The organism is Klebsiella sp. K5-45 (assembly GCF_030128605.1).
GTDB lineage: Bacteria > Pseudomonadota > Gammaproteobacteria > Enterobacterales > Enterobacteriaceae > Klebsiella > Klebsiella quasipneumoniae.
The window spans coordinates 287,270-300,405 of sequence record NZ_JAKUZW010000008.1 but is presented as its reverse complement, the minus strand read 5'-3'; the positions used below and the strand labels follow the sequence as shown (position 1 = coordinate 300,405).

Annotated in this window: 12 protein-coding genes; 5 read left to right on the top strand and 7 right to left on the bottom strand. The window is 57.9% G+C overall.

Translation table 11 applies throughout. From position 1 onward, the window contains the following. The first annotated feature begins 17 nt into the window (after positions 1 to 17). The 3 genes from chbR to chbG all read left to right on the top strand — a co-directional run bounded on the left by chbR (position 18) and on the right by chbG (position 3,070). On the top strand, positions 18 to 842 hold the full coding sequence (gene chbR / locus MKS11_RS18685; protein WP_004203825.1) for a transcriptional regulator ChbR: 825 nt from the start codon (positions 18 to 20) through the stop codon (positions 840 to 842). A gap of 110 nt (positions 843 to 952) precedes the next feature. Beyond that, positions 953 to 2,299 (top strand): 6-phospho-beta-glucosidase, encoded by a 1,347-nt coding sequence (locus MKS11_RS18680; protein ID WP_043521257.1) that lies wholly within the window; start codon positions 953 to 955, stop codon positions 2,297 to 2,299. Between the two features lie 12 nt (positions 2,300 to 2,311). Continuing rightward, positions 2,312 to 3,070, top strand: a complete 759-nt coding sequence (gene chbG, locus MKS11_RS18675) for a chitin disaccharide deacetylase (RefSeq protein WP_043521254.1) — start codon at positions 2,312 to 2,314, stop codon at positions 3,068 to 3,070. A 55-nt stretch (positions 3,071 to 3,125) separates the two neighbouring features. Here chbG and katE read toward each other — a convergent pair whose 3' ends face one another. Further along, positions 3,126 to 5,384 carry a catalase HPII gene (gene katE / locus MKS11_RS18670; protein WP_053810532.1) on the bottom strand — a complete coding sequence of 753 codons (2,259 nt, stop codon included), beginning with the start codon at positions 5,382 to 5,384 and terminating at the stop codon, positions 3,126 to 3,128. A gap of 190 nt (positions 5,385 to 5,574) precedes the next feature. Here katE and cedA point away from each other — a divergent pair, with 190 nt between their 5' ends. Next, positions 5,575 to 5,829 carry a cell division activator CedA gene (gene cedA, locus MKS11_RS18665; protein WP_008807754.1) on the top strand — a complete coding sequence of 85 codons (255 nt, stop codon included), beginning with the start codon at positions 5,575 to 5,577 and terminating at the stop codon, positions 5,827 to 5,829. A 57-nt stretch (positions 5,830 to 5,886) separates the two neighbouring features. On the opposite strand, the gene MKS11_RS18660 is transcribed toward cedA, so the two are convergent. The 4 genes from MKS11_RS18660 to hxpB form a co-directional block, all read right to left on the bottom strand. Further along, positions 5,887 to 7,278 (bottom strand): L-cystine transporter, encoded by a 1,392-nt coding sequence (locus MKS11_RS18660; RefSeq protein WP_017898666.1) that lies wholly within the window; start codon positions 7,276 to 7,278, stop codon positions 5,887 to 5,889. Between the two features lie 135 nt (positions 7,279 to 7,413). Then, positions 7,414 to 8,004, bottom strand: a complete 591-nt coding sequence (locus tag MKS11_RS18655) for a metal-dependent hydrolase (RefSeq protein WP_032455865.1) — start codon at positions 8,002 to 8,004, stop codon at positions 7,414 to 7,416. A 91-nt stretch (positions 8,005 to 8,095) separates the two neighbouring features. Continuing rightward, complete coding sequence (gene kduD, locus MKS11_RS18650) at positions 8,096 to 8,857, bottom strand: 2-dehydro-3-deoxy-D-gluconate 5-dehydrogenase KduD (RefSeq protein WP_064150247.1); 762 nt, start codon at positions 8,855 to 8,857, stop codon at positions 8,096 to 8,098. A gap of 149 nt (positions 8,858 to 9,006) precedes the next feature. Next, the gene (hxpB, locus tag MKS11_RS18645) at positions 9,007 to 9,675 is read right to left on the bottom strand and encodes a hexitol phosphatase HxpB (protein WP_048294543.1); all 669 of its coding nucleotides are present in this window, start codon (positions 9,673 to 9,675) and stop codon (positions 9,007 to 9,009) included. Between the two features lie 188 nt (positions 9,676 to 9,863). Between hxpB and MKS11_RS18640 the strand changes: the two genes are divergently transcribed. Further along, positions 9,864 to 10,400 (top strand): YniB family protein, encoded by a 537-nt coding sequence (locus MKS11_RS18640; protein WP_004203839.1) that lies wholly within the window; start codon positions 9,864 to 9,866, stop codon positions 10,398 to 10,400. Positions 10,401 to 10,429: 29 nt separating this feature from the next. Here the strand turns inward: MKS11_RS18640 and yciA are convergent, their stop codons facing one another. Further along, positions 10,430 to 10,828 (bottom strand): acyl-CoA thioester hydrolase YciA, encoded by a 399-nt coding sequence (gene yciA, locus MKS11_RS18635; protein ID WP_002901629.1) that lies wholly within the window; start codon positions 10,826 to 10,828, stop codon positions 10,430 to 10,432. Between the two features lie 98 nt (positions 10,829 to 10,926). Further along, positions 10,927 to 13,110, bottom strand: a complete 2,184-nt coding sequence (locus tag MKS11_RS18630) for a TonB-dependent siderophore receptor (RefSeq protein ID WP_087771659.1) — start codon at positions 13,108 to 13,110, stop codon at positions 10,927 to 10,929. Between the last annotated feature and the right edge of the window lie 26 nt (positions 13,111 to 13,136).

Here is a 13,136-nt window from a genome sequence, read left to right as displayed (position 1 = left end):
CGATGAGGCAGCCCAGGATGATGACCACCGAGATCAGTACCGCCAGAGAACAGCAGTTGTTCAACGGGAAGAACTTTCATGTGGTCATCTATAACAAAACGGAAAGCGTGAGCGGGCTCCACCAGCATGATTACTACGAATTTACCGTCGTATTAACCGGGCGCTATTACCAGGAGATCAATGGCAAACGGGTGCTGCTGGAGCGCGGGGATTTTGTCTTTATCCCGATGGGTTCGCACCACCAGAGCTTCTATGAATTTGGTGCGACGCGCATCCTTAACGTCGGCATCAGCAGGCGCTTCTTTGAGAAACATTATCTGCCGCTGCTGCCGTTTGGCCTGGTGGCGTCGCAGGTCTACGCCGTGCAGAGCGCTTTTCTCGGCTACATTGAGTCGGTCATCGCCTCACTCAATTTTCGCGAAACGGAATTTGACGAATTTATCGAGCTGGTCTCCTTTTATGTCATTAACCGTTTACGTCACTATCGCGAAGAGCCGGTTGCAGACGTCGTCCCGCAATGGTTAAAAAATACCGTTGAGGCTATGCACGATAAACTGGAGTTTGGCGAGAGCGCCCTCGAGAATATGGTTCGGTTATCGGGAAAAACGCAGGAATATTTAACCCGGGCGACCCAGCGATATTATGGTAAAACGCCGATGCAGATAATTAACGATATCCGTATCAATTTTGCCAAAAAGCAGCTGGAAATTACCAACTATTCGGTGACGGATATTGCCTATGAATCAGGGTACAGCAGCCCGAGCCTGTTTATTAAAACCTTTAAAAAGCTGACCTCGTTTACACCGAGTAGTTATCGAAAACATTTGACCAGTATTAATTAAGCCCAGGCGGTATTAGCCGCCAGGCTTACACCATAACTAATTTAAGTTAACTGTCCGCATTTATGCGGAGAGCGGCCTGCGTCTACACGCAGCGTCTAAGGGAGAAAAAGATGAGCCAGAAATTAAAAGTCGTCACTATTGGCGGCGGTAGCAGCTATACCCCGGAATTACTGGAAGGTTTCCTGAAACGTTATCATGAACTGCCGGTGACAGAGCTGTGGCTGGTGGATGTGGAAGAGGGCCAGGAGAAGCTCGATATTATCCATGCGCTGTGCGAGCGGATGGTGGAAAAAGCCGGCGTGCCGATGAAGGTTTATAAAACGCTGGACCGCCGCGAGGCGCTGCAGGGCGCAGATTTCGTCACTACCCAGCTGCGCGTGGGCCAGCTGAAGGCGCGGGAAAAAGATGAGCGTATCCCGCTGAGCCACGGTTATCTTGGCCAGGAGACCAACGGGGCGGGTGGGCTGTTTAAGGGGCTGCGCACCATCCCGGTGATTTTCGACATCGTGAAAGATGTGCAGGAGATCTGCCCGGACGCGTGGATCATCAACTTCACCAACCCGGCGGGCATGGTCACCGAGGCGGTCTATCGTCACACCAGTTTCAAACGCTTTATCGGGGTGTGCAACATTCCCATCGGCATGAAGATGTTCATCACCGACGTGCTGCAGCTCAGCCCGAGCGATGAGCTGCACATCGACCTGTTCGGTCTGAACCACCTGGTGTTCGTCCGCGACGTGCTGGTTAACGGCGTCTCGCGCTTCGATGAACTGCTGGACGGCGTCGCCTCCGGCCGCCTGACCGCGAACTCGGTAAAAAATATCTTCGACCTGCCGTTCAGCGAAGGGCTGATCCGCTCCCTGCGCCTGATCCCATGCTCCTATCTGCTCTATTACTTTAAGCCAAAAGAGATGCTGGCGATTGAGATGGGCGAGTACTATAAGGGCGGCGCGCGCGCCCAGGTGGTGCAGAAAGTGGAGAAGCAGCTGTTTGAGCTGTATAAAAATCCGGATCTCAAGGTCAAGCCGAAGGAGCTGGAGCAGCGCGGGGGCGCCTATTACTCCGATGCCGCTTGCGAAGTGATCAACGCTATCTATAACGATAAGCAGACTGAGCACTATGTGAATATCCCGCATCATGGCCATATCGATAATATCCCGGCGGACTGGGCGGTCGAGATGAGCTGCACCTTAGGTCGCGATGGCGCGAAGCCGACGCCGCGCATCACCCATTTCGACGAGAAGGTGCTGGGGCTTATCTACACCATCAAAGGGTTTGAAGTGGCGGCCAGCCAGGCGGCGATCAGCGGTGAGCTGAACGACGTGCTGCTGGCGCTGAACTTAAGCCCGCTGATCCATTCCGATCGTGACGCCGAGCAGCTGGCGCGGGAGATGATTTTGGCCCATGAAAAATGGCTGCCGAACTTTGCGGTGACGATCGAAAAACTGAAAGCGTAACGGGAGCGGGTAATGGAACGCGTATTGATCGTCAATGCTGACGACTTCGGCCTCAGTAAAGGGCAGAACTACGGCATTATCGAGGCCTGCCGCAACGGCGTGGTGACATCGACTACGGCGCTGGTCAACGGCGCGGCTATTGACCACGCCGCCCAGCTGAGCCGCAGTACGCCGGAGCTGGCGGTCGGGATGCACTTTGTGCTGACGCTGGGCGAACCGCTGTCGGCCATGCCGGGGTTAACCCGCGACGGCCGGCTGGGCAAATGGATCTGGCAGCAGGCGGAAGAAGATAACCTGCCGCTGGAGGAGATTGCCCATGAGCTGGCGTGTCAGTACCGTCGTTTTATCGAACTCTTCGGTCATGAGCCGACGCATCTCGACAGTCATCACCATGTGCATATGATCGCTCCGATCTACCCCATCGTCGCGGCTTTTGCCCGCGACAAGGGCATCGCGTTGCGTATCGATCGCCAGGTAGCGGCGCAGAGCGGTCTCGATCCGCAGGCGGCGCGCAGCAGCGCAGGCTTCAGCAGCGAGTTTTACGGGGAAGCCGTCTCTGAGGCGCTGTTCCTGCAGACGCTGGACGCCTCAATCGCCCGCGAGGAGCGCTCTCTGGAGGTGATGTGTCATCCGGCCTTTGTCGACCAGACCATCATGGGCAGCGCCTACTGCTACCCGCGGCTGGGCGAGCTTGATGTGCTGACGTCCGCCTCGCTGAAAGCGGCCGTGGCCGACCGGGGTTATCGCCTGGGAACCTACCGCGACGTGTAAACCCGACGGGGAAAGGAAAGTGAGTCAAGCCCGGCACACCGTGCCGGGCTTTTTGCTACGCCGGTATAGCGGCGATTTTCGGGCTTCTCGACCACACCCGGTGGGCCGTCATCAGGGCGAGCAGTTTATCTGCCGCCGGGGTGTCGAGAGCATCGGTGACGATGACGCCCTCTTCGCCCTGGGCCGGGACCTGCAGAACCGACGTTAACTGCCGCGCATCGCCTGCCAGCAGGATCGGCTTCAGATGCTTATAGGCCTCCAGCAGGTAGTAGCGCGCGTCGCCGCTCTGGCTCAGGGCGCTGAGATCGCCGCCGGGCACCACCACGGCATCCACCGTCAGCGACGGGGAGCCGGCGAAGGTGCCGGCGATCGGCAGGGGAGAGCCATCGTCGGCGACGACTTCCCCCATCCGCGAATAGAGCAGTTTACTGTGCACGCCCCGGGCCTGTAGCGCCTGCAGGAGATGGACCAGATCCTGCGCCGAGGTACGCTCATTGAGCAGCACCGCCACCACACGACCTTTCACATCCCCTTCGGCATCCGCGTAGAGGCTGAGGGTGGGATCTTTCTCCACGCCGTTGACCGGGGAGGGCAGAGTGAGGCTGCGCTGCTCATCGCTCAGTTCGATACCTAAATTCGCCCCGACCGCTTCCGCCAGCCGGGTATCAATATGGGCCAGGTGATCGACCACCCGCTCGCGGATCCAGGTGCGGACCACTTTGCTAAGCTCGAAGCTGAAGCCATCGATAATATGCTGCTGCTCAATCGGCGTCTGGCTCAGCCAGAACAGACGCGGCTGGGCGTAATATTCGCCGAATGACGGGCTGCGCTGGCGGATCTTCTCGCCGTCGACGCGCTCGGCGAGGGACTCAAAACCGCCGCGTTTGGCGGCTGGCGGCGTCTCGCGCGGCCAGTTGTCGTTGATCGAGTTGGGTTCGTAGTTGGCCGGGTTGGTGTCAATCTCCATCCGGTGCATACCGTCGCGCTGGAAGTTGTGGTACGGGCAGGTCGGCCGGTTGATCGGGATTTCATGGAAATTCGGTCCGCCGAGGCGGCTTATCTGGGTATCGGTGTAGGAGAAGAGGCGCCCCTGCAGCAGCGGATCGTTGCTGAAATCGATGCCCGGGACGATATGCCCGGGATGGAAGGCCGCCTGTTCGTTTTCGGCAAAGAAGTTGTCCGGGTTGCGGTTGAGGACCATTTTGCCGACCCGTTGCACCGGCACCAGCGCCTCGGGGATCAGTTTGGTGGGATCTAACAGGTCGAAGTCAAAATCAAATTCATTCTCTTCGGGGATCAGCTGCAGGCCGAGCTCAAATTCCGGGTAGTCCCCGGCTTCAATGGCCTCCCACAGATCGCGGCGATGAAAATCGGGGTCACGGCCGGTCAGCTTCTGCGCTTCATCCCATACCAGCGACGCCTTGCCGGCGACCGGTTTCCAGTGGAAGCGAACAAAGGTGGCTTTGCCCTCGGCATTGATCAGGCGGAAGGTGTGGATGCCAAAGCCTTCCATGGTGCGATAGCTGCGCGGGATGCCGCGATCGGACATCGCCCACATCACGTTGTGCAGCGTTTCCGGCTGCAGGGAAACATAGTCCCAGAACGTATCGTGAGCGCTTTGTCCCTGGGGAATGGCCCAGTGGGGTTCAGGCTTCACGGCGTGGACAAAGTCGGGAAACTTCAGCGCGTCCTGGATAAAGAAGACCGGGGTGTTGTTGCCGACGAGGTCAAAAATCCCCTCATCGGTGTAAAACTTGGTGGCGAAGCCGCGAATATCGCGAACGGTGTCCGCCGACCCCGCGCCGCCCTGCACGGTGGAGAAGCGCACAAAGACCGGGGTGATTTTATCGGCTGCCGAGAGAAAATCGGCTTTGGTCAAGGCTGTCAGGCTTTTGTAGGGCTGGAAGTAGCCGTGGGCTGCTGAGCCGCGGGCATGAACGATACGCTCCGGAATTCGCTCGTGGTCGAAGTGGGTGATCTTCTCCCGCAGAATGAAATCTTCCAGCAGCGTTGGGCCGCGGGTACCGGCGCGCAGCGAGTTCTGATCGTCGGCAATGCGCACGCCCTGGTTAGTGGTCAGCGGATAGTCTTCTCCGCCTTTGCGCTGTGGCTCCAGGGCATCGAGTTTTTTGCTGTGGGTATCAGGCGTTTTCAGGCTGCCAGGGGCGGTCGGTTCAGCGCCAGGGGCGGTGGGTTTCGGCGTGGGGCGCCACTCCCTGTCATCCGGCGCCAGCGAGTCGAGACCCGGCTGTGCTTCCTCGCTGCCGTGGACCGGTGCCTGCTGGTGGTGAGGGTTTGGGTGCTTATCAGACATTGCTCGTCTCCTGCTTTCATTGCTAAAAGTGGTCGTTGATAAACCAAAACCCTTCTAACTATAGAACATTACGCTGCCTGCGCCCGGCAAGGGGGCAGGGAGTTATCCTAAAATGCGCATCGGCGGCAGGGGGGCGACGAACGGGGCCACGATCGGCTATGATAGAGGTTTCTGTTTCCCGCTTTGCTTAGTGAATCCATTTGTTATGAAACCATTGCGCCAACAAAATCGCCCTGTCATTAGCTACGTGCCGCGCGTGGAGCCTGCGCCCCCGGAACATGCCGTGAAAATGGACCATTTTCGCGATGTCTGGATTTTGCGCGGGAAGTATGTCGCCTTTCTGCTGATGGGAGAGCATTTTCGCCGTTCACCGGCGTTCAGCGTGCCGGAGTCGGCGCAGCGCTGGGCTAACCAGGTGCGTCAGGAAGGAGAGATTGAAGCCTGAGTCTGCTGCAGAAATAAAAAAACCGCTGATTATCAGCGGTTTTTTTGTGCTTACCGTTTAGCGATGCGCCAGTTCGGCTTCTTCTTCGCTATCGAAAATCGACTTGTCGGTCTGGCGCAGCCACTGGCTGGTCAGCGTCCCGGCGGTCATGGAGCCGTTAACGTTCAGCGCGGTACGTCCCATATCGATCAGCGGCTCGACGGAGATCAGCAGCGCCACGAGGGTCACCGGCAGGCCCATCGCCGGCAGGACGATCAGCGCGGCGAAGGTGGCCCCGCCGCCCACTCCGGCGACGCCCGCCGAGCTGACGGTGACGATGCCCACGAGGGTGGCAATCCACATCGGATCCAGCGGGTTGATGCCTACGGTCGGTGCGACCATCACCGCCAGCATGGCCGGGTAGATACCGGCGCAGCCGTTCTGACCAATGGTGGCGCCAAAGGAGGCGGAGAAGCTGGCAATCGACTCCGGTACGCCGAGACGACGGGTCTGCGCTTCCACGTTCAGCGGAATGGAGGCGGCGCTGGAGCGGCTGGTGAAGGCGAAGGTGATCACCGGCCAGACTTTACGGAAATACTTCAGCGGGCTGACGCCGTTAATCGCCAGCAGCAGGCCGTGGACGATAAACATGATGCCCAGCGCGATGTACGAGGCCACCACGAAGCCGCCAAGCTTGATGATATCCTGCAGATTCGACCCGGCAACCACTTTGGTCATCAGCGCCAGAACGCCGTAAGGGGTCAGCTGCATCACCAGACGAACCAGCTTCATCACCCAGCCCTGCAGGGTATCAATGGCGGTCAGGACGCGCTGGCCTTTTTCCACATCCTCTTTCAGCAGCTTCAGGGCTGCGACGCCGAGGAACGCCGAGAAAATGACGATGCTGATGATCGAGGTCGGGTTAGCCCCGGTCAGGTCAGCAAACGGGTTCTTCGGCACAAAGGAGAGGATCAGCTGCGGGACGCTGAGATCGGCCACTTTACCCACGTAGTTGCTCTGAATGGCGTTCAGACGGGCGGTCTCAGCGCTGCCCTGGACCAGTCCCTCGGCGGTGAGGCCGAACATGTTAGTCACCAGCACGCCAACCAGAGCGGCGATCAGGGTGGTGAACAACAGAGTACCGATGCTCAGGAAGCTGATTTTCCCCAGCTGCGAGGCATTGTGCAGGCGGGCCACCGCGCTAAGGATTGACGCGAAGACCAGCGGCATAACGATCATTTGCAGCAGCTGGACATAACCGTTGCCGACGATATTAAACCACTGGATGGAATCCTTCAGCACCTGGCTGTCAGACCCGTAGATCAGCTGTAGCGCCAGACCAAAGATCACGCCAATCGCCAGGCCGACCAGGACCTTCCTGGCCAGGCTCCACTGTTTATGGCGAGTTTGCCCAAGCGCAAACAACAATACGGCGAACACGACTACGTTCGCTATTAATGGAAAGTTCATCCCCGTTCTCCTGATATTTTTATAACCCGGGCTGGTGGATAACCAGCTCTTATGACCGCAAGGTTAGCAGAAGGCGTTATCAAGGACTTATATTCAAATGGAATGGGTTATAACCAAAAGGTGTTTTCTGCCGGTTTATCGCCCACTCTGGTGACTTATGAAGCGATTGAAGGTGATCTGCAGGGAATTAATCACCCCGGAAGACCAGCGTATCGCGGTGTTGTCCGCCAGCGTCTGCGGCATCCAGACGGCATAGACGAACAGCGCCATGCATAAGGCGCGCTCCAGCTGGTTGCCTTTGCGCGGCGCAAGGATCGGTAGCCGAAAGCGCCAGCGGCAGGGCCACAGCAGCGGCACCCCGGCTGGGGTGAGCATATCGGCAAGGATGTGGCTGAGATAGCCCAGCACCAGGCCCTGGAGGGCGTCCGCCGGGACAATCCAGCTGTCAGGCACCTTGAGGTAGAATAGCGTCAGCGCACCAAACACCGCCAGCAGGCTGTGGGTGAAGCCGCGGTGGCCAAAGGCCCGCGCCACGGGCTTTGAGATCCAGCTCAGCCGCTGGCCAAGAAACGACTTTGGGTGATCGATGTCCGGCAGCAGGCAGGTCAAGACCGCGGAGGGCACAATATGCCACCAGTCGCCCTGCGCCAGCACCGGCGTTAACTCTGCGTTTTTGGCAAATACTGCGCAGGCGATTGAAAAGAAGAGATGGCCTTCCGCCGTCATGATAACACACCCTAAACTGTCGATTCATACAGTATAGGGTTTTTATACAGTGCACGGAAGAGGTGACGGTGTAACTCTTTGTCACAAATTCTCAGCGCGCCAGCCATCCGCCATCGACGGCCAGGGTATAGCCGTGAATATAGTCGGCGGCAGACGAGGCGAGAAACACCACCGGCCCCTGCAGGTCACCCGGCACACCCCAGCGACCGGCGGGGATACGCTCAAGGATTGCCTGGTTGCGCTCCTCATCTTCGCGCAGCGCCTGGGTGTTATTGGTGGCCATATACCCGGGCGCAATGGCGTTGACGTTGATACCCTGACCAGCCCATTCGTTAGCCAGCAGGCGGGTCAGCCCCAGCACGCCGCTTTTCGAGGCGGTATAGGAGGGGACGCGGATCCCGCCCTGAAACGAGAGCATCGAGGCGATGTTAACGATTTTCCCGCCTTCACCCTGGCGAATGAACTGCCTGGCGACCGCCTGGCAGAGGAAAAAAACTGCTTTCAGATTAAGATCGATCACCGCATCCCAGTCACTTTCCGTGAAGGTCAGGGCATCATGGCGGCGGATAATCCCGGCGTTGTTGACCAGAATATCGACCCGGCCCATCGCCGCCACCGCCTGCTCGACCAAAACGGTCATATCATCCTGTTGGCTGAGATCCGCCTGAATGGCATGAAAGCGGCGGCCCAGCGCCTGAACCTGCGCGGCAGTGTCGTGGGGAATTTTGCGGTTGATGCCGACGATATTGCATCCGGCCTGCGCCAGGCCCAGCGTCATTCCCTGTCCCAGGCCAGTATCGCAACCGGTCACGATGGCGACCTTACCCGTCAGGTCGAAGGCGTTCAGTACCATATTCACCTCTGTGTGCTGATCTTCAGGCGTACGATAACGCCACCTGTAACCAGCATAGAGGCAGGAAAACAAAATTACAATTAAAATGAAACGACGTTTTGATTTACTTTGCTGGCGGGTGACGGCGATCGCGTCATCCGCCAGCGGCCTTACCCGAGCAGCGTCTCGACGGTCAGGGCCTGCAGTGACGGCAGCTTGACGTCCGCCAGCACGAAGCGCGGGTCGCGGCTGTTCTCTGCTTCCGGCACGACGATAGCGCGCATGCGCGCAGCTTTGCTGGCGATCATGCCGTTGACCGAGTCCTCCAGCGCGACACAGCGCTGTGGGTCGACCCCGAGGGCGGCGGCGCAGTTGAGATACACCTGCGGGTGCGGTTTGCTCCAGGGCAGGTGCTCCGCCGAGGCGAGGGCATCAAACTGGTCGCGCAGCTCGAACATATTGAGCACTTTCTCCAGCATCACCAGCGGCGAGGCTGAGGCCAGCCCTACCTTCAACCCCTGGGTTTTGCACAGGGCCACCGCCTCGCGCACCCCCGGCAGCAGCGGACGTGAGGCTTCCACCAGTTCGATGGCGCGACGGATAATGCGCGCGGTGGCTTCTGCGCGGTCTACGCCGCGCCACGGCTGCTGCGCGTACCACAGATCCACCACCAGGTCGATTCGCAGACCCAGCAGGTCGGGCAGTTCATCGCGGCGGCGGGTATCCACCCCCAGGCTCTCCATGACCTCGACCTCCGCCTGATCCCAAAGCGGCTCAGAGTCAATCAGCAACCCGTCCATATCAAAAATCGCAGCCTCAATGCGGCGCTTCGCTGACATATGTCCTTCTCCTGTTGCGTAATCAGATAAACGAATCGGCATTCATGGTATATCATACCGCGCGTTATTGGGCGAAATTCGCCGTGGAAGATAGACTTATACCCGACACATTCGGGTAAGCGAGGGGCGCCTGCGCCACGCAACGGGCGGCAGGCGAACCACTAACGCGTCTTTAACAAGGGGAACTCATGACGTACCAACAAGCTGGACGCATTGCGGTCATCAAACGTATTTTGGGATGGGTCATCTTTATTCCCGCCGTGCTGTCGACGCTGATTTCTGTCCTCAAATTTATGTATGAGCACAGTGAAAAGAAACCCGGCATTGACGCGGTGATGATGGATTTTGCGCACGTCATGATTGAGATGATGCGCTTTAACACGCCGTTCCTGAACTTTTTCTGGTACAACTCACCGCTGCCGGATTTTCACCATAGCCTGAACATCGGCTTCTGGATTATCTTCATTCTGGTGTTCGTCGGGATGGCGCTGCAGGCCTCCGGCGCGCGGATGGCGCGGCAGGCGAAATTTCTCCGCGAGGGGATTGAGGATCAGCTGATACTCGAGCAGGCGAAAGGCGCGGAAGGGTTAACTCGCGAGCAGCTCGCCGAACGCATTGTGGTGCCGCGACATACGATCCTGGTGCAGTATTTCCCGCTGTACGTGCTGCCGGTGATGGTGATTGTTATCGGCTACTTCTTCTTCTCGCTGCTGGGCTTTCTCTAAGCCAGGTGCCCGGTTAGCCGGGCGCCATCTTATTCCGCTGGCAGAGGGCGGGGTTTACCCTGATTATCGACGGCAACGTAGATAAACAGCGCTTCCGTCGCCTTGTAGCGCTGGCCAATCGGTTCTGAAGAGACTTTTTTCACCCACACTTCGATGTTAATGGTCACTGAGGTATTGCCGCGCTTCACGCAGCGGGCATAGCAGCACACCACGTCGCCTACGGCCACCGGGCGTAAAAAGGTCATCCCATCCACGCGCACGGTCACCACGCGACCCTGGGCGATCTCTTTGGCCATAATGGCGCCGCCGATATCCATCTGCGACATCAGCCAGCCGCCAAAAATGTCCCCGTTGGCATTGGTATCTGCCGGCATTGCCAGGGTGCGTAAAACCATTTCGCCCTTCGGGGCGAGATCTGTTGTTGTCATGCTCTACTCTGTTGTGGTCAAAGACGATCAGCGGGATGCTACTATGAAAACGGCGTAGAGAGAATAGGGCTGGCGCCCGCGGAGGCGGGCGCAGTGGTTCAGAAAGAGAGGGTCACTCCGGCGTAATACGCGCGTCCAGGCTCATTGTAGGTCGAGGCGCCGGCATTTTCGCGATACAGTTGCTTATCAAAGAGGTTACTTATGCCGGCATTCAGGCGAATATCCCGGTTGAGCTGATACTGGGTGCCGATCCCCACGATGGAATAGGCGCCAACCTCGGTGGTGGCAAGGGTTCCGGTTTCGTTGCGGATCTCTGCATACTGACGCGGCTTCTGACGGCCATAAAGCGTCCAGTTGACATTCGCAGACAGGGCGTCGTTTACCTGCCAGTCGAGCATCGTGTTAACGGTATATTTCGGGATAACCGACAGCGGGTTGCCTGTCTCTTTACTTTCAGATTTGAACATCCAGGTGGCATTGGTCCGCCAGCTTAGGATATCAGCCAGCACCGGGATCAGCATATTGCCTTCCAGCCCCTCGACTACTGCTTTGCCGCCGTTCTGCCATTGCAGGATATTATTGCCGCTGGAGGTATAGCCCAGCACCTCGGTTCCGGAGACGATTTTGTTTTTGTAATCGTTGCGGAACCAGGTGACCCCGGCAGCGTAGCCATTAAGGTTAAATTCGATACCGATCTCTTTGTTAATACTGATTTCCGGGTCGAGGTCAGGGTTGCCCAGCAGATAGCAGCTGCCTTCGGCGATAGTGTTTGGACAACCGTTGCCGCGGGTGGAGAGCAGATAGCCTTCACTGGATTGATAAAGGTTAGGCGCTTTAAACACCCGCGCGATACCGGCCTTCAGCGTGAACATATCGCCCAGCGCCTGAGACAAATTGAGGCTTGGGCTCCAGTTGCTGCCAAACTGATTATGATAATCGAAACGAATGCCGGGGATCAGGTTGGTGCCGGGCACGGCTTCGATATTATCTTCCAGATAGATACCGGTGAGGGTGGCGCTGTTTTTGGTACGACGTTGCGCAGGGTCGCCGGAGATCCCAGGGATAGTCTCCCCGTTGCTGTTAGTGGCCTGCATCGATGCCGGGTCGTCGAGCTGATCATGGTTCCATTCCATGCCCAGCGTCAGCGTCTGATCCGCCAGCCAGAAGAAAGGCACATTGAATTCGGAGGTAGTACGCCAGGATTCCAGTCGGCTGGTGGCATAATCCTCACTGTTGATCATGCCTTCGACGCGGCCGGTGGAGCCTTCCTGCAGGCGGGTATTGTTGGTTTTCTCGTAGTAAACCCCCGCTTTGGACTGGCCCCAATCCCAAAGACCGTTGTAGGTCAATCCCCAGGACTGGCGATAGAGGCGATTCGTTTCGTGTCCGTACAGGGAATCCACCAGCCCGTTCGGGCTAAGATTGCCGTTGCTGTACTGGGTATCACCGGCATATATATTCCCCTGACGGCTATAGGCGTAGCTGAAATCGAGAATTTGCTGCGGGGTCATTTTCCATGACAGCAGGGCGTTAATATCTTTATTGCGTACCCCTTCGCGTCCCGCAGCGTAGGAGCCGTTTTGCGCATGGTTAATATCCCAGGCGTCGGGTTCCGTTTTATTGATATTGCCATACAGGCGCATTGTCAGCGCTTCGCCGGCCAGTGGGCCGCTGAGATTGAAGTTAGCGCGATTAGTCGTGCCTTCCTTGTTGTTTTCCGGCTGATTGGTAAAAAAAGACAGGGAACCGTGCCAGTTGTTGGTCGGGCGTTTGGTAATAATGTTGACCACTCCGCCGGCCGCACCGGAACCATAACGCGCGGCTGCCGGGCCGCGGAGGACTTCAATTCGCTCGACCATCTCGGCAGGGACCCAGTTGCTGTCGCCCCGGGTATCGCGTTCGCCGCGCCAGCTATAGCGAACCGAGTTACGTGACGTGGCCGGTACCCCATCTATCAGGATCAGGGTGTTCTCCGGCCCCATGCCGCGGATATCAATCTGGCGGTTGTTGCCCCGACTGCCGCTGGCGCTGTTGCCGGTCAAATTCACCCCGGGCATTTTACGGATGATGTCTGAGAGATCGTTGACCGGTGGCTGTTTTGCAATATCATCTGCCGTGATAATCGACACCCCGGGCTGTTGCTTGAGCGCCTCTTCCGCCGTACTGCGCACAATCATTGTTTCGGTATCTTGTTCTGACTCTTCTGCAAAGGCGTTAGGGGCAAGGAGACTGGATATGACCAGCGCCAGGGTCGTGGGGACATAATATTGCGGCGATCTCATGTAAATATCCTTTTCAAAACAATTCA

Bases quoted from the DNA above. Each gene is read 5' to 3' on its own strand.
- chbR (WP_004203825.1), top strand. From the start codon at position 18: ATGATGACCACCGAGATCAGTACCGCCAGAGAACAGCAGTTGTTCAAC.
- MKS11_RS18680 (WP_043521257.1), top strand. From the start codon at position 953: ATGAGCCAGAAATTAAAAGTCGTCACTATTGGCGGCGGTAGCAGCTAT.
- chbG (WP_043521254.1), top strand. From the start codon at position 2,312: ATGGAACGCGTATTGATCGTCAATGCTGACGACTTCGGCCTCAGTAAA.
- katE (WP_053810532.1), bottom strand. From the start codon at position 5,384: ATGTCTGATAAGCACCCAAACCCTCACCACCAGCAGGCACCGGTCCAC.
- MKS11_RS18660 (WP_017898666.1), bottom strand. From the start codon at position 7,278: ATGAACTTTCCATTAATAGCGAACGTAGTCGTGTTCGCCGTATTGTTG.
- MKS11_RS18655 (WP_032455865.1), bottom strand. From the start codon at position 8,004: ATGACGGCGGAAGGCCATCTCTTCTTTTCAATCGCCTGCGCAGTATTT.
- kduD (WP_064150247.1), bottom strand. From the start codon at position 8,857: ATGGTACTGAACGCCTTCGACCTGACGGGTAAGGTCGCCATCGTGACC.
- hxpB (WP_048294543.1), bottom strand. From the start codon at position 9,675: ATGTCAGCGAAGCGCCGCATTGAGGCTGCGATTTTTGATATGGACGGG.
- MKS11_RS18640 (WP_004203839.1), top strand. From the start codon at position 9,864: ATGACGTACCAACAAGCTGGACGCATTGCGGTCATCAAACGTATTTTG.
- yciA (WP_002901629.1), bottom strand. From the start codon at position 10,828: ATGACAACAACAGATCTCGCCCCGAAGGGCGAAATGGTTTTACGCACC.
- MKS11_RS18630 (WP_087771659.1), bottom strand. From the start codon at position 13,110: ATGAGATCGCCGCAATATTATGTCCCCACGACCCTGGCGCTGGTCATA.